Source organism: Lysobacter sp. ISL-50 (assembly GCF_018612875.1).
GTDB lineage: Bacteria > Pseudomonadota > Gammaproteobacteria > Xanthomonadales > Xanthomonadaceae > Lysobacter.
The window spans coordinates 107,243-132,639 of sequence record NZ_JAGGRI010000017.1 but is presented as its reverse complement, the minus strand read 5'-3'; the positions used below and the strand labels follow the sequence as shown (position 1 = coordinate 132,639).

Annotated in this window: 14 protein-coding genes; 1 reads left to right on the top strand and 13 read right to left on the bottom strand. The window is 62.1% G+C overall.

Translation table 11 applies throughout. From position 1 onward, the window contains the following. Positions 1-177: 177 nt before the first annotated feature. Positions 178-1,710: an alpha-L-fucosidase gene (locus J7J50_RS10650; protein ID WP_215055860.1), complete on the bottom strand. Its 1,533-nt coding sequence runs from the start codon at positions 1,708-1,710 to the stop codon at positions 178-180. 500 nt (positions 1,711-2,210) lie between these two features. Here J7J50_RS10650 and J7J50_RS10645 point away from each other — a divergent pair, with 500 nt between their 5' ends. Beyond that, positions 2,211-3,788 carry a hypothetical protein gene (locus J7J50_RS10645; protein WP_215055859.1) on the top strand — a complete coding sequence of 526 codons (1,578 nt, stop codon included), beginning with the start codon at positions 2,211-2,213 and terminating at the stop codon, positions 3,786-3,788. A gap of 149 nt (positions 3,789-3,937) precedes the next feature. Here the strand turns inward: J7J50_RS10645 and J7J50_RS10640 are convergent, their stop codons facing one another. The 12 genes from J7J50_RS10640 to J7J50_RS10585 all read right to left on the bottom strand — a co-directional run bounded on the left by J7J50_RS10640 (position 3,938) and on the right by J7J50_RS10585 (position 25,296). Then, complete coding sequence (locus J7J50_RS10640; RefSeq protein WP_215055858.1) at positions 3,938-5,491, bottom strand: alpha-N-arabinofuranosidase; 1,554 nt, start codon at positions 5,489-5,491, stop codon at positions 3,938-3,940. 205 nt (positions 5,492-5,696) lie between these two features. Beyond that, entirely contained in the window at positions 5,697-6,950 is a 1,254-nt protein-coding gene (locus J7J50_RS10635) for a glycoside hydrolase family 5 protein (protein WP_215055857.1), read from the bottom strand. A gap of 227 nt (positions 6,951-7,177) precedes the next feature. Next, the gene (locus J7J50_RS10630; RefSeq protein ID WP_343222479.1) at positions 7,178-7,621 is read right to left on the bottom strand and encodes a LacI family DNA-binding transcriptional regulator; all 444 of its coding nucleotides are present in this window, start codon (positions 7,619-7,621) and stop codon (positions 7,178-7,180) included. Positions 7,622-7,872: 251 nt separating this feature from the next. After that, positions 7,873-9,303, bottom strand: coding sequence for a sugar porter family MFS transporter (locus J7J50_RS10625; protein WP_215055856.1), 1,431 nt, complete (start codon positions 9,301-9,303; stop codon positions 7,873-7,875). Positions 9,304-9,376: 73 nt separating this feature from the next. After that, positions 9,377-10,711 carry a xylose isomerase gene (gene xylA / locus J7J50_RS10620; protein WP_215055855.1) on the bottom strand — a complete coding sequence of 445 codons (1,335 nt, stop codon included), beginning with the start codon at positions 10,709-10,711 and terminating at the stop codon, positions 9,377-9,379. Further along, complete coding sequence (xylB, locus tag J7J50_RS10615; RefSeq protein ID WP_215055854.1) at positions 10,708-12,240, bottom strand: xylulokinase; 1,533 nt, start codon at positions 12,238-12,240, stop codon at positions 10,708-10,710. The genes xylA and xylB overlap by 4 nt, the downstream gene beginning before the upstream one ends. Continuing rightward, positions 12,237-14,600: a glycoside hydrolase family 95 protein gene (locus tag J7J50_RS10610; RefSeq protein WP_215055853.1), complete on the bottom strand. Its 2,364-nt coding sequence runs from the start codon at positions 14,598-14,600 to the stop codon at positions 12,237-12,239. The genes xylB and J7J50_RS10610 overlap by 4 nt, the downstream gene beginning before the upstream one ends. Position 14,601: 1 nt before the next feature. Further along, a complete protein-coding gene (locus J7J50_RS10605; RefSeq protein WP_251044416.1) occupies positions 14,602-17,493 on the bottom strand; it encodes a TIM-barrel domain-containing protein in 2,892 nt (963 codons plus the stop codon). Further along, positions 17,493-19,217 (bottom strand): DUF5597 domain-containing protein, encoded by a 1,725-nt coding sequence (locus J7J50_RS10600; protein ID WP_251044400.1) that lies wholly within the window; start codon positions 19,215-19,217, stop codon positions 17,493-17,495. Before J7J50_RS10600 ends, J7J50_RS10605 begins: the two co-directional genes overlap by 1 nt. Position 19,218: 1 nt before the next feature. Next, positions 19,219-21,153 (bottom strand): sialate O-acetylesterase, encoded by a 1,935-nt coding sequence (locus J7J50_RS10595; protein ID WP_343222478.1) that lies wholly within the window; start codon positions 21,151-21,153, stop codon positions 19,219-19,221. After that, positions 21,150-23,030, bottom strand: a complete 1,881-nt coding sequence (locus J7J50_RS10590) for a glycoside hydrolase family 2 TIM barrel-domain containing protein (protein ID WP_215055852.1) — start codon at positions 23,028-23,030, stop codon at positions 21,150-21,152. Before J7J50_RS10590 ends, J7J50_RS10595 begins: the two co-directional genes overlap by 4 nt. Further along, positions 23,014-25,296 carry a cellulase gene (locus J7J50_RS10585; RefSeq protein ID WP_251044401.1) on the bottom strand — a complete coding sequence of 761 codons (2,283 nt, stop codon included), beginning with the start codon at positions 25,294-25,296 and terminating at the stop codon, positions 23,014-23,016. Before J7J50_RS10585 ends, J7J50_RS10590 begins: the two co-directional genes overlap by 17 nt. Positions 25,297-25,397: the final 101 nt, after the last annotated feature.

Sequence of the window (25,397 nt, the reverse complement as noted above, 5' to 3'; positions counted from 1 at the left end):
TGGCCGGCGGCGTCCAGCGCGCTGGGCGGTTCGGCGACGGATTGCCCGGGGGCTGATTGCTCTGCGGAGAACGCCGGTCCAGCGGTAATCAACGCGACAACCAATAGGGACCTGAGCAGAGCGCGGCCGTGTATCAAGCTGGTCACAGTGTTCATAGGCGGGTCGATGTCCTTGCCATCAACCAGTCAAACCAATGCCATTGCCACGGATCTTCAGGACAACGGCGATCGATCCGGCCAATCCTTCGGGCAGGCGCACTTCCAGTCCCCTCCGGGTGCGCTTGTACGGCAGGCTTTCCGCCGAGCCCAGCGCCTCCACGCGCTCGATGGTACCGGGCGCCAGCGCCGATTCTTCGGCCAGCGTCTGGATGCGCAGCACGCCGTCGCGCGGCCAGCCCATCGCGATGGCATACAGCGCGCCGCCCTTGGCGGTGAAGCGGATGTCCTCGGCGGAGTACGCCGCGCTTTCCTTGAAAGCGCCACTGGCGGTCTCGGTGGGCCCTTCGCCATGGACGGCCCAGGGACGCGTCTCGTGAATCGCCTCGGCATTGGTGCCCATCCATTGCGCCAGATCGGACAACAAGGTCTGCGATTCCGGCGGCAGGCTGCCATCGGGATAGAGCGCGACGTTGAGGAGCATGTTGCCGTTCTTGCTGACGATATCGGCGAGCATGCGAATGACCTCGGGCGCGGTCTTGTAGTTATCGTCGTCGGCGAAGAACCAATCGCCGTTGGACGTATCGGTCTGCCAGGGCCGCGGATTGATTCCGCTCATCACGCCGCGTTCTACATCCTGCACGCAGGTTTCGGGATAGAACTCCCCGGAACCCAGCGCCTTGCAGTTGTAAACCGCCTCAAGGCGGCCCTGCTTCGCAATGCTGCTGTTGTAATAGTGAGCGATGAGCGAGCGCCCTACTTCTCCGAACGGTATGCCGCCATCGGAATAGAGCAAGTCCGGTTCGTAGCTGTCGATCAAATCGCGAACGCGGTTGAACCAGATTTGATGGAACGCGGGACTGGTCGTGTACCAGGTCTCATGCCCCTTGTACGGTTCGTCGTGCTTCGGGTGGTAGAGATCCGCGTTTCGGGCATCGGCGCCGTCATAGTCGACGCCGAGCTTGGGCCAGAACTGATCGTACTGGTGACTCGGCCAAAACCAATTGTGACTAGCGCCCAGGTGCTCGGATACACCGAAGCGCAGCCCACGCCGGCGGGCAGCATCGCGCCATGCGCCGACGATATCCCGCTTGGGCCCCATGGCGAGAGCGTTCCAGCGATGATGGCGCGAGTTCCATAAATCGAAGTTATCGTGGTGCACGCCCATGCTGACGAAGTATTTCGCGCCGGCAGCGGCATAGCGATCCATCAGCGCTTCCGGATCGAACTTCTCCGCCTTCCACAGTGGGATGATGTCCTTGTAACCGAACTCGGATGGATGTCCGTAATGCTTCACATGATGGGCATAGTGCGGATGCCCGGGGACATACATGAAGCGCGCGTACCAGTCGCCCGAACGCGGGACGGCTTGCGGCCCCCAGTGCGCCCAGATGCCGAACTTGGCGTCGCGGAACCACGCCGGCGTCTGGTAAGACTTCAGCGATTCCACACTCGGCTGAAAGGGCCCGCTGGCGATCGGAAACTGGTCGGCAGCCGTGGGCGCTTGGCTGCCTTGACCTGCTCGATCCTGATGCGCCTGTGCGAGGGCGTTCATACCGACCGCAGCCCAGAACGGCGCCCCCAACAAGGATCGCCTGCTTACCATGATGTTTTTTCCTCACCATTTGCTCGTTGTCATGCGGCGTGGCGGCGAGGGCCGCCTTGGGGACGCCTGATGGGCGCCCCTCCGATTCTGCGGGCTGCGGGGATATGCCACAAATGCAAGAAACGCCATCATCTATATATAAATTGATATAGATGCACGGCAGCGCTCATCCCGCTGCGGATCGCTGAATGTCGCAAGCAGCGGGTATCAGTCGCTCAAGAGCCTGAAGTACCTGACCGTGCCCCATGCCGCCTGACACCACCGGCTGGAGCGCGAAGATCTGCGTCGCTTGTTGAAATCCGCCGAGTGGAAGAGATCCATATCAAAATCAATGATGAGGTATCCGCCTTCACAATCTAGGGCTTTCCCTAATAGGGTTTCCCCCCAATTGCCCCTAGCCAAGGCCAATCTCTAAAGTGGATAGCGCCCTCCCCCAACGAGCAGCGGCCATGACTGATTCAGTGGTTAACCGCCAGGTTATTCCGGTCTACGAACCGCCTCGGGTCGTAGTTGATCCGGATACGCAGGCGCAGATCAGTCGCGCGGTCACGAACGTGAATCCCGCCGAAGGGATGGACTTGCTCCGCGCTCGCCCGGAGCTGGCGCCGCAGATCGCCGATGCCGCGCTGCGCGGCGGCAACTACACCCTGGCGCACGTGGCGCAGACGACCCCGGCGAATGGCCAGCCGGTCGATCGGATCGTGCCGGCCCCCGTGAGCGGCGCCGTGATCGGACTGGGCTACAGAACCGCGGATGGCCTATCACCCATAAGCGTTCCCACTCCCGCGGCGCCCGATATCGTCTCCAGATTGCCGCAAGGCCCCGGTCGCACGCGGGTGCCGATCATCGGGGATCAAGTGCTGATACCCAACTCAACCTCGCACGCGCGCACCGATTTCGCGCGCCAGATCGCGCAGACGCCTGGGCATCCGCTTAATTTCCTGGTGAACCCCGCGTCGTCGAAGCCGCAGTTGTGGCGCATGGCCGATATTCCTTTCTTCTCGGGTACGCAGCCATTGCACGGCGAGTACTACAAGAACATGGGGCCGGGTCTGAAGACCAACTGGATGGCCGAGTTCCCCTTCCTCACCCAGATGGCGCACTCCGAAAGCGATTTTTCGTTGAAGACCACGAAGGACTCGCAGATCGTGTTGGATACCGCGCTCAATAACCAGCACCAAGGGACCTATCACGAAAGCAAGGGCTCGATCGTTTCGCAGGGTAGCGCCGTCGTCGTCGACGGCACGCCGGCCAGCAACGCGGCGATCGAAGAATGGAAGACGACGCCGATCAGCGCGGAAATGGCCGATCAGCTCAAGGGCAACGTACGACCCGACGGCACGCCTTACAAGGAAGGGCAGACGTTGCTGCGCGAGGAAGATCTGGCCGGCCGCAATGTCAGCAAGATCAAGCTCGGCGGGACTCCGCAGGAAACGCAGGCATTGAACAAGCCCGCCGGTTCCATCGACACGCCGTCGACAGCGGCCAGAGCGCCGACCGATACACCGAATCGGTTCGTGACCGGCGTGGACAAAGCTGTAGCCGCCTACGATAACGTGATGCAGCCAGTCAACAACGCGATCCAGCCGCTCAAGGACGCCACCAACCGTGTCTTGGCCCCCATAGAGAAAGCATCGCAGGTGACTGTTGATGCGGCGAAGACGGTAACGCAACCCGCCGTGGACGCGGTGAAGAAGACCGCCGCGCCGGTCCTGGAAGCGGTGCAGCCGGTGGTGAGCCGCGCCAAGCCGGTTCTGGAAGCGGTCGGCAAGGTGGCCAGTCGTGCCGCCTTGCCGGTGGCCGCGGCATTGGACGCTTACAACATCGCCACCGCGCAGGACAAACCCAAGGCGATCGTAAGCGTCGCTGGCGGCTGGGCAGGCGCCGCGGCGGGCGCCGCGGCCGGCAGCGCGCTCGGTCCCGTCGGCACCATCGTCGGTGGCGCGATCGGCTATCTGGCTGGCAGCGGTCTGGCCGAAAAAGCCTACGAGGGCGTCAAAAGTCTTTGGAATAGCGTGTTCGGCTGAAATCCGTTCAGGTTCTCTGATGTCTCATCATCACGTCGACTTCCGCTCGATCAATGGGAAGTCGGTGAATCGGCAGCAGATGACCGATTCCGCCGAGTTTTTCAACGGAATAGGCCATAAGCGGACATCCGAAGTCTCAGCCCTGCTTCTCAGTCGAGCCGGACCACCACGACCGACTTGGCCGGGATATCGAGCACGAGCCTGCTCTGGCTGATCCGGCCGCCCGTGTAGGGCCTAGGCGCGATGGTCGCCGGTTGCCCGGGAACATTGTGCGCATCCGTTCGGTCCGCGGTGAGAACCTCGCCCGAGACTGCTTTCGCTTTCACGGCGCCGAGATCGATGTCCAGTTCCACACGGTCCTGTGGATCCATGTTGGCGATGCCGATGAAGATCCTGCCGTCCTTGGCGCGTGCCGCCGAAGCGTTGATCGCGGGAATGGTTTTGCCGCCGGCGCTGAAGTTCGGCGTGGTCAATTCCAGCGGTAGCGAAGTCGCGTCCTGGAACGGCACATACATCTTGAAGGCGTGGTAGGTCGGAGTCAGCGCCATCTTGCCGCCGTCGGTGAGGATCATCGCTTGCAGCACGTTGATGGTCTGGGCGACGCTGGTCATGCGCACGCGGTCGGCATGCTGGTGGAAGATGTTGAAGTTGGCCGCCGCCAGCACCGCGTCGCGCAAGGTGTTCTGCTGGTATAGATAGCCCGGGTTGGTGCCTTTTTCGACGTCGTACCAGGTACCCCATTCATCGACATACAGGCCGACGCGTTTTTTCGGATCGTAGGTATCCATGATCGCCGAATGGCGCTTGATGAAGTCGTCCATCTTCAGGGTCTGGGCGAAGGTGTCGACCCATTCCTGCTGGGTGAAGCCGATGGCGGCGCCCTTGGTCTTCCAGTCGCCGGTGGGCAACGTGTAGTAGTGCAGGCTGAGGGCGTCCATGGCCTGACTGGCGTCCTTCATCAGCACTTCGGTCCAGCGGGTTTCATCGGCGTTGGGGCCGGTGGCCACACGCAGACCGGGGTTGTCCTCGCCTTGATGGAAGAAGCTGCCGAAGCGGCGCAACTCGTTGGCGTAATACTCCGGCGTCATGTTGCCGCCGCAACCCCAGCTTTCATTGCCTATGCCCCATAGCGCGACCTTCCATGGTTTGTCGCGCCCGTTCTTGCGCCGCTCCCGGGCCAGAGTGTCCTGGCCGGGAGAGGTCATGTACTCGATCCATTCGCGCATGTAGGTCGGGGTTGAACTGCCGACGTTGATCGAGATATAGGCCTCGGCGCCAATCTGTTCCACGAAATCCATGAACTCATGGGTGCCGAAAGCATTGGTCTCGGCTGCGCCGCCCCACCAGTTGTTCTTGCGCACGGGGCGCTGGTCGCGGGGGCCGATGCCGTCGCGCCAGAGGTACTCATCGGCGAAACATCCGCCCGGCCACCGCACCATGGGCGTCTTGATGGCCTTCAGCGCTTCGACTACGTCGGTGCGAATACCACGGACGTTGGGAATTGGGCTGTTCTCGCCGACCCAGATGCCGTCATAGATGCCGCCGCCCAGGTGCTCGGAGAATTGGCCGTAGAGGTTGCGATTGATCTTCGGCCCGGGTTTGTCGGCCTGCAGGGTCGCCTTCGCCTGAAGCGTTACCGCCGTCGCCGCGCCGGCGCTCAAACTGAGGAAGACGGTGGTGGCGGCCGCTAGGATCTTGAGCATGGAATTGTTCTCTCTGTATTGCCGTGCGTTCGCGGAAGAAATGGTGTCTGGACGGATGCCAGCCCATGCAAAACGTGGCACGACTGCGGTTAGGGCATGCGCGCAGACACGGTTACTACTTCAGCTATCAGCGTTGATATCGGCAAGTGTCTACGAAATTCTGGTAACGCCAAGTATCTTTTCCGATGCCAGTTAGCGCCCAACGTTATTTGCCGCCACTCACGTAAAGAGCATTGCTGCTGTGTGTGGACATCAATTGATACGCACCGCCTCTAATGACCTTGCTTGGATTAGCGCCTCGCTTGATCGCACCGATGGCTCCCGAATCAACGACGGAGCCATTGGACCGGTTGAACAATGCAAAATCGGCCACGCCGTTATCCCAGTAGAAGGTCTTAATGCCATTGAGGCGGGCCGCGCGGTTGATGTACTCCAAGTAGTACTCGCGCGACTGCCGACTCATTCCCGAGCGAAGCGAGACCCCGTATTCGCCGATGATGACCGGAATGCCGTTGTTCACCCACTTGGAGCGAACCTGGGAGAACAGGCCGTCAACATAACTCTCCTGAGCCCAAGAGCAGGCGCTTTGCGGAGGATACGGCGAACCCCAATACAAACAGCTGCCATTCGGATCCAGCGTGTATGCGTAAGGATCGTAAAAATGGACCTCGACCATCAGCCGGTTCGCGATCGAATCCGTCGGCATCTTGAAGAAATTGAGGCCATGCTGCATGTTCGTGTTGTAGGTCTGCACGATGAGCGTACGCGACGCATTGTTGCCGCCGGTAGCGCGCACAGCATTGACGAAGGTCTGGTTGTACGATTGTTGAACGGTGTTGTGCTCGCTGGTCGGCGTCCCGTAGTCAGCATGGACTTCGTTGGTTCCCGCGAACAGCATGCGCTCGTTGTAGTTGCGGAACGTGTTGGCGATCTGGGTCCAATAGTTGCGCTGCTTCTGGTTATTCGCGGTCTGATGCGAGTAAAGAGGATGCTCCTCGAGCCAGCCGCCATCCCAGTGGATGTTCAGAACCACGTACATGTTCTGGCTGTATGCGTAGTCCACCACCCGTTTGACGCGCGCCATCCAAGTGGGATCGATGGTCTGCGTCTGCTGGTTGGCATGACAGTCCCAAGCCGCCGGAATGCGGATGGCGTTGAAGCCAGCAGCTTTCACTGAGGTGATGAGTTGCTGCGTAATAGCAGGATTGCCCCAGGCGGTCTCGCCGCAGATGGCTTCCATGGTGTTGCCAACGTTCCAACCGATACGGATTGGAGCTGCGACTTGCTGGGCCGTTGGAAGCTGAGCGAATGCAGGCCCTGCGAGCAGCAACGCTGCCGCACCACACACCGACAATTGCTTGATCAATCTGGTTTGAATCGAGCGTATGGAAGAATTGCGTGACGCGAAAAGCGCCAGCGATTTCTGCCATGTCACAGCGAAAGGCATGCGGCTGGACATAAATCCTCCTGGTGTTGACCAAAAAACTATGACTGAAATTCGGCGGCCGTGTCATCGATTGAACTCACGTCCTGTCGCAAGGAGCAGCTGCATCAAGCTCTTGCTTGTCTCCACCCCCTGAGAAATCAGTTCCGGCATTCCTCTGGTTTCATCACGCCATCACGTAGAATTTCATGGCGTCGTGTTGCCGGTCGCCACCATCCCGTCGGCGCAAGGCAGCGATTTCTTTAGCCTGTACTAGCCAGCAAGTTGATTATCTGCAGTTCGAATTCTCTGTTCGAGAGGACCCGGCGTTTCCTCAAGTCGGCCAACTGCAAGAGTTCCAGATATAAGCGCGACCTTCTTCCGTCACTGGAACGGTGGGTGGTCGCCACCGGTGGGATCGAGGCATCCCCGCAGTCCCTGGCAATTGTTTTCGGATTCGACTGATTCTTGTTTTTCGCCAGACACCGCGCCTCCACGCATGGCCTGTAGTCCAACCCCTCGATCGCCGTGAGCACCTTGCCCCTGGTAACCGCCGAGACGTTCGGTTCTTCGTTGAGCACCCGCGATACGGTCTTGATCGACACACCCGCAAGATTGGCCACGTCGTCGATTCGCGCCTTCGGTAATCCGGCACGGGCTCGCCTTCCTGCCATGAATTTCCCTGCGCTCGCGACAACCACGACCACGCTCCTCACTCATTCGCGCCGAACCCGTACATGCCTGGTCAGAACACCGCCATCCCGCTTGCGGATGCGTGTGCCGTAACGCTGTTCCGGGAGCTGCGGAAAGTCGGCAGCCTCATTTCGCCCTCTCCCTTAAGCACTACCGATGGTGTGGATGCCCGGTCATCCGGCCGGGCAATCCGCCGTTGCTTCGGACTTCCATCCTTCGAAGCCGTTATCCACGGCGACCACGGCCGGGTACCCGCATCGACCCGTCAGCCTTCCATCTGCTCCAGCTCCCGACCCTTGGTTTCGTACACGTACTTCAGTACGAAGAACACCGAAATCACCGCAGCCACCGTGTAGATGCCATAGGCGCCGGCCAGTCCGATGCTGACCAGCAGGACCGGGAATGTCACGGTGATGATGAAGTTCGACGTCCACTGCGCCGCGCCCGCCACCGCAAGGCTGGAACCGCGGATCTGATTGGGAAACATCTCGCCCAGCATCACCCACATCACCGGGCCCCAGGACATGTTGAAGAACACCACGTAGACGTTGGCGGCAACCAGCGCCAGCGTGCCCATCGAATCGGATAGTTCAAGCTTGCCCGCGGCATCCACTCCGGCGCTGGCGAAAGCAAACGTCACTAGCGCCAGCGACACCGCCATGCCTGCCGACCCGATCCACAGCAACGGCTTGCGGCCGATCCGATCGATCAGCATCACTGTCACCAGGCAAGCGCCGATGCTGAGCGCGCCGGACAGCACGTTGATCAGCAGCGCGTCGCTTTCGGAGAAGCCAACCGCCTGCCACAGTACGGCGCCGTAGTAGAACACCACATTGATGCCGACCAGTTGCTGGAACGTGGCAAGTCCGATGCCGATCCAGACGATCTTGCGGACTTTCCCGGTCGTCTTGTCGACCAGATCCGACAGGCGTGGACGATGATGGTCTGCCGACAACGAGCCCTCGATCTCGACGAGCTTGGTTTTCGCTTCCGCGGCTCCGTATAGGCGGGTCAACACTTTCAACGCATCTTTCTTGCGATCCTTGACCACCAGGTAACGCGGGCTTTCCGGAATCAGCAGCAACAGCAACAGGAAGACTGTCGAGGGGATCGCCTGCATCCAGAACATCCAGCGCCAAGCCGCATGACCCAGCCATAAGGCTTCGGTGGAAGCGCCCGCGGCCTTGGCCAGCAGGTAGTTGCTGAGGAACGCGCAGAACAGTCCACCGATGATCGCGATCTGCTGCACCGTCGCCAGGCGTCCGCGATAGCGGGCCGGGGTCACTTCGGCGATGTACGCCGGCGACATTACACTGGCCGCGCCGACCGCGAAGCCGCCAAAGACACGCGCGATGATGAATATCGCCGACGTGTTGGCCAGGCCGGCGCCCACTGCCGAGATCAGGAACAGCACCGCCGAGATGATCAGTACCGCGCGGCGTCCCCAGCGGTCTGCCAGACGGCCGGCGAAGAACGCGCCGATGGCGCAGCCGAGCAGCATCGAGGCCACTTCGAAACCGGTCCCGGCGGAACTGGAGTGAAAGGCCTGCTTAAGTCCGTCGACGGTGCCGTTGATGACGCCGCTATCGAAACCGAACAGGAAGCCGCCGATGGTGGCCACGCAACTGATCAGGACGATCAGCCGGGTGTTTTCGCCTCCATCCGTGGACGCCTTGCCGAGAGGAATGCTGTTCATGAGATGCCTTGGGTGAGTACGGCCCGGACAGGTATGGATCGAGTGATCGGCGACGCCGATACGACGGCGAGCATCAGCGCAACAGATATTGATTCAGCAGGTTCTCGTATCGCTCCTGTTTGCCGCTGATTCGGTTGGGTTCGCCGTTGCGAGCCGCGATGGCGCGCAGATCGTCCAGAGTCAGCTTGCCCTGTTCGAAATCGCGGCCGTCGCCGCTGTCGAAGCTGGAATAACGCTCAGTGCGCCACTGTTCCCACGGCGAATCCGTCAGCAGTGCATGCGCCACTTCCAGGCCGCGCGCGAACGCGTCCATTCCGCCGATGTGGGCGATGAACATGTCTTCCAGGTCGGTCGATTCGCGCCGAACCTTGGCATCGAAATTCAGACCGCCTTCCAGACCGCCCTGGCGCAGCACCACCAGCATGGCGCCGACGGTGTCGTACAGATCTGTCGGGAACTGGTCGGTGTCCCAACCGTTCTGCGCGTTGCCACGGTTGGCATCGATGCTGCCCAGCAGGCCCTGATCCGACGCGACCTGCAGGTCGTGCTCGAACGTGTGCCCGGACAAGGTGGCGTGGTTGGCTTCGATGTTGAGCTTGAAGTCGTGCTCCAGGCCATGCTGGCGCAGAAAGCCGGCGACCGTGGCGCTGTCGAAGTCGTACTGGTGCTTCATTGGCTCCATCGGTTTGGGCTCGATCAGGAAATTGCCCTTCAAGCCGATGCTGCGTCCATAGTCGCGCGCCATGATAAGGAAGCGAGCGAAGTGTTCGACTTCGCGCTTCATGTCGGTATTGACCAGTGAGGCGTAGCCCTCGCGACCGCCCCAGAACACGTAGTGCTCCCCGCCCAACTCAACGGTGGCGTCGAGCGCCGCCTTGACCTGCACAGCCGCGCGCGCGACCACGGCGAATTCCGGATTGGTCGAAGCGCCATTCATGTAGCGCGGATGCGAGAACAGGTTCGCCGTGCCCCACAGCAGTTTCACACCGGTGGCATCCTGGCGCGCCTTGGCCAGAGCGACCATATGCTTGAGGTTGTTTTCGTACTCGCCGATATCTTCGGCGTCGGGCGCCAGATCGATATCGTGGAAGCACCAGTACGGCACGCCCAGCTTGGTAAAGAACTCGAACGCGGCGTCGACCTTGGCCTCTGCGGTGGCCATCGACGTATCGGCTTCCCAGGGAAAGCGGCGCGTGCCCGGACCGAAGGGATCGTGGCCGGTGTTGCAGAAGGTATGCCAGTAGCACACCGCAAAACGCAGGTGCTCGCGCATGCTCTTGCCGCCGACGCGTTTGTTTTCGTCGTAGACCTTGAAGGCGAGCGGATTATCCGAGTCTTTACCTTCGAAGGCGATGTTGCCTATACCCGGAAAGTATTCCCGCGCGCCGATGAAATAGGGATTGCTCATGGTCTGTCTTCCGTCCTGTTATGCGGGGTGCTTGCCTGGGCCGCGTCCAGCCCGCGCACCGCCTCGAGATGTCGCAGAAAACGCGCGTAATGCATTTGGTATTCGTCCACGCGCACAGGGTCGGGGCGGGTCGAAAGCGAGAGATCGATGGCTGCGTGCTGCGCCACCAATTCCGGCAAGGTAGTGCTGTCCCCGTTGTCGCGCAGTTGCGACCACAACGCCTGCAGTGCAGCGCCAAACGCGGCCCCTTCGGCTTGTCGGGGAACTGCCACCGGCAGATCGAAGACATCGGCGATCATCTGCTTCCAGGCAGCGCTCTTACTGCCGCCGCCGGTCAGCACGATGGCGTCGAATTCCAGACCCGCAGCGGCGAATGCGTCGTAGCCATACTTCATCGTGTAGGTCGCGCCTTCCATGGCCGCGCGGTAGCAGTTGGCCGGCGTGAGGTTGCGCAGATCCATGCCCAGCATCGAGGCGCGGGCGTCGGGTAGATTTGGCGTGCGTTCGCCATTAAAGAAAGGCAGCAGGGTCAAGCCGGCGGCGCCCGGAGAGGTCGCGTCGATCATGGCCTCGCCCTGGCCGACGCTGAAATCGAACAAGCGCGCGATGGTCTCAGTGGCGACCGTGCAATTCATCGTGCAGATCAACGGCAGCCAGCCGCCGGACGAGGAGCAGAAAGCGGCCCAACCGCCATTCGCATCCACCACCGGACGATCGGCGTAGGCGAACAAGGTTCCGGAAGTGCCCAGGCTCATCGACAAACGATCCGGCACCACGCAGCCGGTACCGATGGCCGCCATCATGTTGTCGCCGCCGCCGACCGCGATGCGTACTGCGTGGGATAGCCCCAGCGCGGTGGCGATAGTGGGCACGATCGAGAAGGTGGTGCCTGGTTCGATCAGCGGCGGCAGGCATTGCAACAGATCGCGATCGGGATCGGTGGCCGCCAGCAGGTCCGGCGACCACTGGCGCGTGCGCACGTCGAGCCAGCCGGTCCCGGAGGCATCACCGGCTTCCATGAAACCTTCGCCCGTGAGGTAGAAATTGAGATAGTCGTGCGGCAACAGGATTACCGCCAGATCGCGGTAGACCTCGGGCCGGTGATGGCGTGTCCAAGGCAGCTTGGAGGCGGTGTAGCCAGGCAGTATCGGATTGCCGGCCAGTTCGATGCAGCGCCGCTCCCCTCCCACCGCCTGCATGATCTGCTGGCATTCATGGGCGCTGCTGGTATCGCACCATAGCTTGACCGGCGCGAGCACTTTGCCGTCGCGGCCCAGCGGCACGAAGCCATGCTGTTGCCCGGAGACGCCGATGGCGACGATCGAGGCGCGGATCGACGCGTCCAATTGCGCGAAGCAAGCGTGTACGCCTTCGATCCACCACGAGGCCAGTTGTTCGCGGCTGCCGTCCGCGCCACTGATCAGTTCGAGCGGCGCGCTCGCCGTCGCGACGACTTGCCTGGACTGCGCGTCGTAGACGAGCAGCTTGATACTCTGGGTTCCCGCGTCGATGCCGGCATACAAGCTCATGCCGCCACCAGCTTGCCGTCTTTAACGCGCAGGCGGCGCGACTGGCCCGCGCCGAGTTCGACGTCCAGACTCTGCTTTCCCAGAACGATGTTATAGCGACCACCGCGCATACTGGTGAGCGTGGCCTCGGTCAGGCGACCTGCTTTCCACGACAGCTCGATGCCGGCGGCGCCACGCACCTTAAGACCACGCACGGATCCTGCTTTCCACGTTTCCGGCAGAGCCGGCAGCAGAAAGATCGAACCGCCCCAACTCTGCAGCAGCATTTCGGTGATGCCGGCGGTGCCGCCAAAGTTACCGTCGATCTGGAATGGTGGATGGGCATCGAACAGGTTCGGGTAGGTCCGCTGCGGTCCCAGCAGCATGCGCAGAATCTTCAGCGCGTGTTCGCCATCGCCAAGCCGCGCCCATAGATTCAAGCGCCAACCCAGGCCCCAGCCGGTGGCGTCGTCGCCGCGGATTTCCAGAGAGCGCCTCGCGGCCGCGGCGAGTTTCGGCGTATCGCGCACGTTGATCTGCGAACTCGGATGCAATGCGTAAAGATGCGAGACGTGGCGGTGGTGAATTTCCGGAACCTGCATATCCCAATCTTCGCGCCACTCCTGCAGCTGGCCCGCTTTGCCTACGCGATCGGGTGGCAGCTGGTCGCGTAATTGCTGCAACTGCTGTGCGAAACCGGCGTCAACACCCAGCAGGCCGGCGGCCTGGATGCACTGTGTGAAGAGATCGCGCAGCAACTGCGAATCCATCGCCGGCCCGGCGCAAAGCGACGCGCCGTGCGGATGCACGTTCTCCGGCGACATCGAGGGGTTGGTGACCCGTTCGCCGGTGTGGGGATCGCTCGTCAAGGTCGCCGCGAAGAATTCTGCCGCGCCCTTGAACAAGGGATAGATCTTCGCCAGATACGCGCGATCGCGACCGTAATCCCAGCGGTCCCACAGTTGCTGCAACAACCACGCGCCGCCCATCGACCACAGTCCGTACTGCGCGCCGTCAATCGGGCGAGTCTGCCGCCACAAATCCGTGTTGTGGTGCATCACCCAGCCTGGCGCGCCGTACATGGTCTTGGCGGTACGCGCACCGCTTTCGGCCAGATCGAACATCATGCGCTCCAGCGGTTCGACGCATTCGTGCAATGCGTTGGCTTCGCTCGGCCAGTAGTTCATCTCAGTGTTGATGTTGACGGTGTACTTGCTCTCCCAGGGCGGATCCATCAGATCGTTCCAGATGCCCTGCAGATTAGCCGGCTGCGTACCGGGGCGCGAACTGGAGATCAGCAGATAGCGGCCGTATTGATGGTAGAGCGCGGCGAGTGCCGGGTCGTTGCCATCCGCGAAGCGTTCGACGCGTTCGTCGGTAGGCAACCGAGCGGCCTCGGTATGGCCCAGGTCGATTGAGACGCGATGGAACAAACGCTGGTGTTCGGCCACATGCGCTGCACGCAGTTCTTTGAACCCGCGCTGTTGCGCGGCGATCAACTGCTGGCGCGTGATCGCTTCTGGATCGCCGCCGACATCGTCGTAGCGGCGATAGCTGGTAGCGGCCGTAATCAACAGCACCACCTCGTCCGCGCCTTCGATTTCGATGCGTTCGCCACGTAGCCGCAACGAACCGCCACGCGGAATGGCGCGAATCCTCACCGCGAACTTCAACCGGCCCTCGACACCATGGCGCGTGGCGTTGCGTCCGCGCAGCAGCAGAGCGCCGTCGTCGGCGAGCATTTCGTTCTGCTGATCGCTATCCAGCGACACCCGCAGATTGATGCTGCCGGGTCGGTCGGCAGACAAGCGCATCACGACGCATTGGTCGACCGGTGAAATAAAGGCTTCGCGCGTATGCTCCATCTTCCAGGTTTTGAACCGCGACCGCGTGATCGCCGCATCCAGATCGAGCTCGCGGCGATAGTCGGAGATATCCGGAATATCGCGGAAATCCAGCACCACGTCGGCGAGTGGTTGATAAGGCATCTGCTTGAGCGGCCGCGCCATCATCTTGGCGTTGGCCAAGTCTTCCGCGCGCGCGTACTCGCCGGCGAAGATCAGCCGGCGCACGTCCGGCAATGCCTCCAGTGCGCCGGAAGTATCGGCTTCGTACGGGCCGCCCGCATACAACGTGTCCTCGTTGAGCTGCAGCCGTTCATGCTCGATGCCGCCCCAAACCATCGCGCCGAGACGTCCGTTGCCCAGAGGCAACGCCTCGACCCACCTCGTCGCCGGCCGTCGGTACCAGAGCTTGAGCGCATCGCCATCGGGAATGGCGTCGGCCGCCGCTCGCACGGCGGACGACGGCATCAGACCCGCGATCGCGATGCCCGCGCCCACTCCCTTGAACAACTCGCGGCGCGTCGGGTCGATGCTCATGTCAGTTCGGCCCGGCAACCTTGCTAACCGTGATCGCCTTGCCGTCGTATTGCACGGTGGCGTCGACGGCAGGTTCCAGCGCACCAGCGTCGGCGCGTGGGCCGCTGACGAAACGCGCGCGTATCGTCCGCTGCTGCTGCATGCCCGGATACGAACCTTCGCGTGCGCCGATGCTCAGTTCGCCGGTGCGCTCATTCCACGACAGCGGGATGCGGCTGAACTCGCCCTTCTCGTAGCCGTAGCCTTTGCCATCGTCCTCGTACAGCGAGAACTTGCCGTCGGCGCCGGTGTACACCACCAACGTCAGCGGCGCGGTCGGCTGCTCGTCCACGTATTGCACCACCGGACCTGTCGGGACGATGGAGCCCGCGCGCACGAACAATGGCATGCGTGCCAGCGGCGCGTCGGCTTGTAAGGTCTGTCCGCCACTGTGGCGCTTGCCTGTGTTGAAGTCGTACCAGTCCGACCCCGCGGGCAGATAGACCTTGCGGCTGGTCGCCTTGAACTCCGACACCGGATTGACCAGGAACGCCGGACCGAACAGGTACTGGTCGTCGATATCGCGAACCTTTGGATCGTTCGGGAAATCCATTGCCAGCCCGCGCATGATCGTTCCGTCGCGATGCCAGGTATCGCCTGCCAGCGTGTAAATGTAAGGCAGCAGCGTGTAACGCAGGCGGTCGTAGTACACGAGGCTGTCGTAGATCGCCGTGCCCTCCGGCGAAATATTCCAGATTTCGCGGGTCGGGAACTGTCCGTGCGACCGGAAGATCGGGGCGAAGGCGCCGAACTGGAACCAGCGCAGGTTCAGTTCGCGCCACTCGGCCAGATGCGCAGGTTCCTGGTTCTCATAGCGCTTCTCCACCGCGAATCCGCCGATGTCGAAGGTCCAGTTGGCCAAGCCGGACAGGGACAGGTTCACGCCGGCCGAAACCTGTTCACGCAGATCGCTCCAGCGCGACGCCACATCGCCACTCCACACCGCCACCGCGTTGCGCTGGGTGCCGGCATAGCCCTTGCGCGACAGGATGAAGACGCGCTGGCCGGGGTTCTTGGCGCGATCGCCCTGGTAGACGCCCTCGGTGTGAACCAGCGGGAACGAATTGAAGAACTCGGTCGAGGAACCGATCGCCGTGGGCGTGGCGCGCGCCTTGCGTTCGTCGATGTCCAGGTTGGAATGCATGTCGGGTTCGTCCGAATCCAGCCACCATGCATCGATACCCAGCACATTCAACTTTTCGTCGATCTGGCGCCAATAGATATCGCGCGCCTCCTTCGAATAGGGATCGTAGAACGAAGAAAGATAGCCCTTGCCGATCCAGTCCCTTTCCTTCACTTCGATGTTGCGCTTGTAGATATGCCCCTTGGCGTCGAGTTCCTTGAAATTCGCCGTGCCGGGATAGAACTTGGGCCACACCGAAATCATCATTCGCGCATGCTGGTCGTGGATGTGCTTGACCATGGCCCGCGGATCAGGGAAACGCGCCTTATCGAAATCGTGCGAGCCCCAGGCATCTTCCGGCCAGTACGACCAGTCCATCACGATCGCGTCGATCGGCAGCTTGCGTTTGCGGTATTCATCCAGCGCACCGACCATCTCGGCCTGTGTCTTGTAGCGTTCGCGGCTTTGCCAGAAGCCATAGGCCCATCGCGGCAACAGCACCGACTTGCCGGTGAGCTGGCGATAGCCGGCGATCGCCTGGTCAGCCGAGTCGCCGGCCACGAAGTAGTAGTCGATCATCTGCCCGGCTTCGGACCACAGCGACAGATCCTTGGCTCCGCTGGTCGGCAAGGGATCGCGGTGCAGCAGAGCGAGATAGCTGGGATCGATCAAGTTCCACTCGATCTTTAATTTGTGGCGTTGGCCGGGCTGCATCTGCAGGGCGAATTCGCGGTGCCAGGGATTCCAGTTCTGGCGCCAGCTGTCGGAAATCAGCTTTCCATCGATCCACAATTTGGCGTATTCGCTGGAGAACAGCGAGAACGTGTGGCGGCCTGCTGTTTTCGCCTCGATCTCGCCTTCCCATGTCACGTGCAAGCGCTGCGGCGCTTGTCCTTCCGCTGCTTTCGGCAGCGTGGCCTCGGCCGGCCATTTCTTCAGATCCTTGATGTATTGGTAGTTGATCTCCGATTCCCGACGCTCGATCTTCTGCACGCCATTCACCGAATAGCGCGCGGTCAGCGCACCCGCTTCGCCGTTCGCGTCGTACAGATTCAGCGACTGCGGCAGCGGTTGGAGGCCGCGCGGATCGCCGAGCCGGGTGATCGAGTTGTTGTCCCACAGCAGTCCGTAACCACGACTGGAAACCAGATACGGAACCGCCATGTCGACGTTGTGCTGTAACAGCTCCACGTCGCGACCCTTCTGGTTCATCCAGCCCTGCTGGTGCTGACCGAATCCGTAGATGGCTTCGTCGTCGGGCGACTGGAAACGTTGGCGCACGCTGAGGTACGACTGGCCCTCAGCCCGCAGCGGTGTGAACGTGCGCCCGCCTTCGACTTCCGACAGGATGGGTTTTCCGGCCGCATCGAAGAACGCTACACGGCCGCTCTGCAGCGACACGTCGACCGCGACCTCCGCCGTGCTCAGACGCACATACCCCGCCTTTTCGGAGACGTCGAACAGCACGGGCTCGGGTGCACCTCCAACCCGCATCAAACTGGCACTACGCTTGAAGTCGCCATCCGGGTCGGCGCTGACGCGGATAATCCCTGCCGCGACGACTTCCAACCTGACCTGTGCGACGTCGCTTTCCGCCGGATGAACCACGATGCCGTTGCTGTTTCGTTCGTACTTTCCCGCTTCGACTGCGCCGGCATACGCCGATGCCAGCAATGCCGGCAGCAGAACCGCCACTGCGATCAGATAACGCATGCCCGTTTCCTTCTTCATCAGTATGTCGCCAGCTTGACTCTCAGCAACTGGGTGGCATTGGAGAAATTCAAACCATAGTCGGTTTGGTCGCCGTTCCAGATCCGCTGGAATTTCCATTGATCGTCTTCGTACGTGCCTTCCTCGACGCGGTCGTATATCTGTCGCGCGGCGACCTCGGGGTCGGCAGCGACGATGTTCACCCGCGCGTGGTAAGCGGTGACCAGGAATTCATCGACACCGGTTTCAGCGATCAATGCCGCGCCGATCGGCGTCGGGTTGCCCGCTGCTTCACCCCGGAACCAGAACTGCGGCACGCCGTAGGTAATCACCGCATTCCAGCGTTCGTTGAGTTTGAGGGTTTGTATCGGCTGTCCACTCTGCTCCGCTGTGCCGTGCACCTTTCCTTCGAAGCTGAGCTTGGCCAACAGCCGCGCGGCTGGCCGCACCAGGCGATAGTTCAGCGCGAACGGCTCCAACGATTCGGGCGACATGCCTTTCGCCCCGAGCGGCCAGTTGGAGTAACGCGTGTAGTCGATGCCGAACGGCGACCAGCCAATGGCCTGGTGACCGAGCGCGGCAAAGAAATATCGCGCGAACGGCACATCGTTGCCGGTTTCGGCCACCAGCAAGGCGTTGTCGGAGCGCGAGTAACGATTCAGCACGGTGATGTACTTTCCGTACTCGCGCATGTAGATGTCCGGCGCCAGCAGATCGATATGGGGTGCGGCCGCTTTGTAGACATCTAGCACGTTGTCGGTGGGGCCGCCGCTTTCGTACTGACCTGGCAAGCCCGGAGTGAACGGATCGCGCAAGGCCGCGTTCACGTACATGGGCAACGGATACTCGGCCTTGCCCGCGGCCGCGACTTGATCGATGTAATGCGCTACATGCCAGGCGTGGAAGAACTCGTCGGCGTCGCCGCCGAATACCCGCTTCCAGTCGCCCGCCTGTTTGCCCATCTTCCTGACCAACGCTTCCGGCACGGCGCCGTCGAACGCCTTCTGCGCCAGCGGCGAGAAATCCCTCGGCGCGCCATAGGTGCCGGGCTCGTTCTGCGGTTGCACCATGATGACGGTGCGCTGCGGATCGGCTTGCTTGAGATGGCGCATCAATCGCACGAAAGCCTTTTTATCGGCGTCCAGTGTTTGCGCCGCCAACGGCGACAGTGAATTCAACGTCTTGCCGTCAGCCGTGATAACGCGTGGGAAACGTCTGTTGTCCAGCTTGACCCAGGCCGGCGCATAGTTGGGGCCGTTGTTCTTCCAAGTGGCGAACCACAACAGCACCAGCCGTACGTCGTGTTGACGCGCCTGTGTCAACAAAGTGTCGAGGAAAGAGAAATCGAACTTGCCTTCCCGCGGTTCGACCTGCTCCCAGGCGATCGGCACCATCACCGTGTTCGGCTTCAGCACTTCAATGGCGGGCCACACCTTTTCGAGGGCGGCGGGATAGTTACTGGAGTTGTTGACCTGCGCGCCCAGCAGCAGAAAGGGTTCGCCATCCACCAGCAACGCGTGACGGCCGTTTTTGCTCACCAGTTTCGGAATCGGCGCCTCGGCGTGGCGCATTTCCGACTTGGGCGCGACTTTTCCGTCGACAGGCGCAGTCGTCTGCGGTGCATCGGATGCAGGCTTGCATGCGGTCAGAACCGCCAGCGCCGCCATCACTGCCGCCGATCGCAACAAGCCAAGGACAGTAGTTCGGTTCGGAATTCGGGCCATCATCATCGTAGGGTTGTCCATGTCACCACGTGTCGCTGCGGAACGGCGATGCCGGCAGCCCGTCGCGGTTGATCAGATCGGCTTGTTCGGGGTTGTCGCGCCACGCGTAACGCACGGCCTGCGGCTGCGCGACTGCGGCACTGGTCAGGACGACGATGTCGCCCTGGACGACGGCGATGGCCGGATGGAAACGGCGATCGGCGCCGGCCAGTTCGAAGCCAAGCGCTGTATCGCCGCCACCGCGCACGGTCAATGCACTGGTGGAAGGTTCGAACTCCACTCGCGCTTCACGGCCCTTGAATCGGGCAGTTCGGTAAACCGGCCCGGAATACACCAGCGATTCGCCGTAGGCGACATGGCGCGCGGCCAAGGCCAAGCGGCGGCCGACTTCCTGTTTGTCGAGCGGATGAATGTCGTGGGGATTGCCGATATCGATGGCGACCGCCTGCGCGGTGGCCGGCAGGGCGAGCGCGCGCGATTGCGACTCGCGCAGCAGCGCCCATGGACTACCGGCGCCGGCACTTTCGCCAGGAACATCCGCACCGGAAATGAAATTGGCCAGTTGCACCCATAGGAACGGTAAGGCCGGTTGTTTCCAGTCGCCGCGCCATTGGTCGATCAATGCGGCGAACTGGTCGCGGTACCGCAAGGCACCGGTCGCGGTGGCATTGGCTTCGCCCTGATACCAGATCACTCCGCGCAGCGGATACGGCCACAGCGGATGGATCATCTGGTTGTACAGCAGCGCGGGGTACTGGTTCTTGTCGTCGATCAGCGCTACCGATACCTGTGCCGGTCGGAATTTCCACGAACCATCCAAGGGCCGCTTAGCCGCGCCTTGCGGTTGTACGAACACTTCGCCAGCCTCGCCATGGATACCGCCGCCGCCGCCGAAATCCTGCACCCGCACCGCGACTTGGTTGATGCCGGCGCGCAGCGCCTGCGGCGGCACCGGATATTCGCGCGGCAGGCTGTACTGCATGCGCGTCTCGCCTACTTGCTGGCCATTGACCCAGGTGGTGTCGGAATCGTCGATACGGCCCACGCCCAGCACGATCCCCGCCTTCGCTTCGGCATCGCTCAGGGTGAAGCTGGCGCGATACCACGCCTCGCCATCCATGCCGCTGTAGCCGCTCTTTTCCCACAAGCCCGGCACCGCAATGCGACCCCAATCGCGATCGTCGAAATCGGCCTGGCTCCAGCGCGAAGTATCCACGCCCTTCTGCGGCCATCGAGCCAGGCGTGCAAGGGTCTCGGACACGGCGCTTTGATCGCGCGCGTGCAACTCACTCTCCTGCCGCGCGATCGCCTTCGCATCCAACCCTTGCGCAGATGCTTCGGTCCAGGCCTCGATGCTGCTGCCGCCCCAGGTGCTGTCGATGATGCCGATGGGGACACCCGTCTTCGCCCGTAATTCGCGCGCGAAGAAGTATCCGACCGCCGAGAATGCACCTGCCGTCTGCGGCGAAGCCGCTTGCCATTGACCGCCGGTCAAACGCGCTTGTGGTTGTCCCGACCAAGACTTTGGCACCTTGAAATGGCGGATACGTTGGTCGCCCGCGCGCGCGATTTCTCGCTCCGCATCCTTGGCCTGGGCGACCGGCCATTCCATATTCGACTGGCCTGAAGCCAGCCACACGTCGCCGACCAGGAGATCGCGCACGATGGCGGTGTTGCCTGCGTGCTCGCTGACCTTCAACAGATAAGGGCCACCCGCCGCGTGCGCGGGCAATTCAAGCCGCCACGCGCCGTCGTCGGAAGCTGTAGCTTTTGCGCTGCGGCCGTCGAGCTCGACTTCGATCTTCGCGCCCGGCGTCGCCCAGCCCCAGACCGGTAACGGCTGATCGCGCTGCACCACGGCGCCATCGGAAAACAGCAGCGGCAACACGATCTTCGCCTGCGCAGACTGCGCTGCCGTCAGCAACAGTCCCAATACGATAAAAAGCCTGCGTTTCACCGTTCCACCTCTACGTAATAGTCGTGGATCACCTGCCAGGCCAGCTTGCGCTCACCGCGCTCGGACAACAGTCCCTTGCGGTTGTAGCCGGACTGCAGCGGATGCATTCGCACCGGCGAACGGAAATCCGTCATCACCCAGGGCGCCGTGCCGCGCAGGAACGGAATACGCGCGAACATGCGCAGCTGTTTGCGATGGATCTCAGCTTGGAACTCCTCGTTCCAGGCGCTGGCCACATCGTTCGCGCCGTGATGGCCGTAACGCGCCTCGGCGCCGAATTCAGTGATCAGCAGCAGCTTGCCGAATGGTTTCCACTCGGCTTGCACAGGTTCGACCGGCCAGGGTGTGTACCATCCGAAGTACTCGTTGATGCCAACGACATCCAGTGAAGCGATTAACGGATCGGCGACGGTCAACGTACGACCATGGAAACCTGGGCCATAGAACGCCGCGCTGATCAGCCGGGTCGGATCCAGTCGGCGCGCCTGTTGCGCCAGCGCCGTGAGCGCCGCGTTGCGTGCAGGGCCGGGCGACGTCTCGTTGGCGATCCCCCACACGATGACCGCCGCGCGATTACGGTCGCGACCGATCATCTCCGCCAGCATGGCTTCGAGCTTGTCCTGCATGCCGGCAGCGGCGAAGTCGATGCCCTGGTAGACCGGAATTTCCTGCCACAACAGCAGGCCCAGACGATCGGCTTGGCGCAGCAGATGCTCGCTGTATGGGTAATGCGCCAAACGCACGAAATTGGCGCCCAATTGTTTCGCCTGCTCCAGCATGCGCTGTGCATCGGCCTCGGAATGCGCGCGACGGCCGTCGATCTCTTCGTGGAAATTGACGCCGCGCAGAAACAGCGGCTTTCCGTTGAGCAGGAGCTCGTCGCCGTGGACGGCGATGCTGCGGAAACCGATGTCTTCGTGCAGCGACTCTTCCGGCGTGGAGACTTCCACGCGGTACAGCTTGGGTTGCGCTGGCGACCACAATGCGAACGACGCCTCGAAACGCAACGGCGCGCGACCGTCTGCGCCAGTCTGGGCGCGCACGTCCACGCCCAGCTCGCGAATGCGGACGCGCACGGGTTGGCGCGGCGCGGTACCGGCCAGTTGCACCCAGCCATCGACGCGCCGCAACGAATCCGGCGCCAGTTGCAGGGAGTAGTCCTGAATGTAGGTTTTCGGAGTTTCGATCAGAGCCACATCGCGGGTCAGTCCACCGTAGTTGAACCAGTCGAAACCCTGCGCCGGAATGCCGTCCTTGCGGCGTTCGTTGTTGACGTGTACCAGTAGTCGGTTTTCACCAGGCTTCGCCCGTTCGGTCAGTTCGAACTGGAATGGCGTGAACCCGCCTTCGTGACTGCCGAGTTTCTCGCCGTTGAGAAACACGTCGGCGCGGTAATTTGCAGCGCCGAAATGAACGAACAAGCGCCGCCCTTCGCGCCGAGCGGCAGCGGCGTCGTGCTCGAACGCCTTGCGATACCACACCGAACCTTCCAGCCAAGTCAGTTCCGGCCGTTGCGTATTGAAATCGCCCGGCACGTCCAGAGTGACGCTGTCGTCGAATCCGTATTCGAAGAACTGGCTCTTGCCTGTCGCGGTGCGGTCTTTCCAGACGGCTTTCCAGTCACCCATGCCCGCGGCGTAGCCGTCCACGAGCGCCTGCCATTTGCCGTTGAGACTGCGTCGTTTTCGGTCCGGCAAATTGGTCAGCGGTGCGGAGGCGGGCTCTGCATCGGGCGCGGAAATCCGCGCATCGCTCACGCGCTCCTGCGGACGTGGCGCGTAACCCTGCGCAGCGGCCAGCAACGGCGAACATGCCAGCAGCGAAATAGCGAGCCGGCGCAGCACGTACGAGCCTGGGGATTCAGCGCGGATCGCCATACACGATTCCCCTGCCGCCGGCGGCGAAATACACTCGGCCGTATAAGCGTGGGTCGCCGGTGACGTGGTAGATCTTGCCGTAGCGGTGCGCATCGTCGTCGATGCGCGTCCAGCGGCGGCCATCGTCGTCGGAACGGAACAGGCCGGTCTTGCCGGCGATCTGTCCGAACAGATACAGGGCCGGCGTTTCGTTGCCCTGCTTCGGCTTGCCCAACCCCAGCGAATACGCGTTCTCCACGCCAGGCAACTTCTCCAGCTTGCCCGCCGACCAGCGCAACAGGCCACGCCAGGAGGCAGTGAGATAGACCACGCCGCTGCGCTGTGGATCAGGATGCACCTCGGGACGAAACCGGTCGTCGAACTCGCCCACCGCGTTCTGGGATTCCTGGAATTCCATGCCGCCGTTATCGCTGACGTACAGCTTGCCGGTGATTCCGTCGAATCCGTAATAGATGTCTTCGTCGACCTGATCGGCTTCAATCACCGCCGTATCTGGGACGCCCTCGACCTTCTGCCAGCGCTTACCGAAATCCGCGGTGATCCACGCGCCCGATTTCAACGGCGTCCAGATCACGCGCTTGCCGTCGGCGGCGATGCTGATGTGTCCGGCGCCCTCGCCCTGCGGCGGTTCGCTGGCGAACGAGCTCCAGTTGCTGCCGCCATCGAGCGAATAGGCCGCGCGCACTTCGTTGTTGTTGCGATGACGGACGGTACCGCTGCGCACCACAATCTGCGGCGCCTGCCCGGCATAGGCGATGCTCTCGCCATTGGTCAAGCGCGGACCGGCGAACTGCAACGGCGAGGTCGCCAGATCGTCGTGACGGAAGCCATCGATATCGCCGACCGCGCTGAGTAGATGCGCGCCCTGCGGTGGACTGATCAGATCCAGAGGCACGGTTTCTTCCAGATGAGTGTTCTTGAACCACCACTTCACTTTGGATTGGCTTTCGTCGAACGCGGTCAGGTTGCGCGACGCCCAGATGCCGTAACCGGTGACGAACATCGCCTCGTCGCTGTCGAACGGGTTGATCTCGATGTCGGCCATCCAGTGCGGACTGGCATGCGCGGTCCACGGCGAAATGGTGTGGTCGAACTCGGAGCGCGGGAACAGCGGCTGCCAATGCCGACCGCCGTCGCTACTGCGGTAGATCTCATCGTGTGGAACGAAGCGGTTGAACGTTGTCGCCAGCAACACCTGAGGATTGCGTGGATCGACCGCGACCGCGCCCCAGCCGAACCCGTCGTTTTCGGCATCGATGGACTGCGGCGCTGGAGTGATGTCGGTCCATTGGCCCGACGCGGGTGCGAACTTCCACACCGCGCCGTTGTTCATGGTGTTGGGCCCGGGTTCGTCGCCGTAGCTCAGGAAATAGTCGCCATTGGATGCACGCGCCATATGGTTCGGGCGCAGGCCCAGCGGCTGTTTGGCCACCGGCCGCCAGCTCGTGCCGCCATCGCTGGATTCGTACACGCTGGTTTCGCGGGTGGAAACACCAGCATACAGCTTCGGCGTCGGTGCGCCCTTCTGGCCGCTAGCGGGATCGAATACGACGAACACGATACCCACCGGCTGCGGGCCCGCCCACGAAGTCTGCACGCTGGCCGAAGGCGAATGAGCGATCGCAGGAAACGACTCCGACTGCGACCAGCTTGCACCGCTGTCCTGGCTGCGCCACAGACCCGACGCGCGAGTGCCAAAAAACAACACTCTGCCGTCGTTGGGGTCGACTGCCAGGCGTTCGCCGTTGCCACGCCCCATTTCGTTGCCGCCCAGCTTGAACGGAAGATCGGTGCGCTGGAAGTTTTTACCTCGGTCGAGCGAACGCAGGATCGCGCCGTTGCCCACCCACTTGTTCAAGTAAGTGCCCGCCGCCAGGTAGACACGCTCGGGATCGGACGGATCGATCGCCAAGCTTTCTATCCCCAACAGGTTGGTATCTTCCGCGCCCAGCCAGTCGGTCAACGGTATCCAGCGATGCGCCTTGTCGTCCCAACGGTAGGCACCACCAACGTCGGTACGCGCATAGGCCAATCCCTTCTCGGCGGGATGAAACACTAAGCCGGTGACGAAGCCTCCGCCACCGATGGAGACATTTCGCCAACGATACTCGGCGGTTTCGCCCTTCGCCGCCGCACCGGGCGCCAGCAAGAAAGCAAAGAGTGCGAATGTCAGACGAAGCTTAGGCATGGGCTCTTCTGTGCAGTGAGGGTCGATGCAGACGCAGCAGGCACACTCTCGGGAGTCAAACGTGTAGCTGCAGAGCAAGCCTTAAAGAGCAAGTCTCAACTCGCTCTGCGTTTTCTGCTCTGCGGTGGGGCGGTAAACACTGAGCGGGAGGAAGGTGAGGGCCGTTCTCAGGCCCATCA

What these genes read in the sequence shown, in the direction of transcription:
- J7J50_RS10650 (WP_215055860.1), bottom strand. Translation starts at nt 1,710, where the DNA reads ATGAACGCCCTCGCACAGGCGCATCAGGATCGAGCAGGTCAAGGCAGC.
- J7J50_RS10645 (WP_215055859.1), top strand. Translation starts at nt 2,211, where the DNA reads ATGACTGATTCAGTGGTTAACCGCCAGGTTATTCCGGTCTACGAACCG.
- J7J50_RS10640 (WP_215055858.1), bottom strand. Translation starts at nt 5,491, where the DNA reads ATGCTCAAGATCCTAGCGGCCGCCACCACCGTCTTCCTCAGTTTGAGC.
- J7J50_RS10635 (WP_215055857.1), bottom strand. Translation starts at nt 6,950, where the DNA reads ATGTCCAGCCGCATGCCTTTCGCTGTGACATGGCAGAAATCGCTGGCG.
- J7J50_RS10625 (WP_215055856.1), bottom strand. Translation starts at nt 9,303, where the DNA reads ATGAACAGCATTCCTCTCGGCAAGGCGTCCACGGATGGAGGCGAAAAC.
- xylA (WP_215055855.1), bottom strand. Translation starts at nt 10,711, where the DNA reads ATGAGCAATCCCTATTTCATCGGCGCGCGGGAATACTTTCCGGGTATA.
- xylB (WP_215055854.1), bottom strand. Translation starts at nt 12,240, where the DNA reads ATGAGCTTGTATGCCGGCATCGACGCGGGAACCCAGAGTATCAAGCTG.
- J7J50_RS10610 (WP_215055853.1), bottom strand. Translation starts at nt 14,600, where the DNA reads ATGAGCATCGACCCGACGCGCCGCGAGTTGTTCAAGGGAGTGGGCGCG.
- J7J50_RS10605 (WP_251044416.1), bottom strand. Translation starts at nt 17,493, where the DNA reads ATGAAGAAGGAAACGGGCATGCGTTATCTGATCGCAGTGGCGGTTCTG.
- J7J50_RS10600 (WP_251044400.1), bottom strand. Translation starts at nt 19,217, where the DNA reads ATGGACAACCCTACGATGATGATGGCCCGAATTCCGAACCGAACTACT.
- J7J50_RS10590 (WP_215055852.1), bottom strand. Translation starts at nt 23,030, where the DNA reads ATGGCGATCCGCGCTGAATCCCCAGGCTCGTACGTGCTGCGCCGGCTC.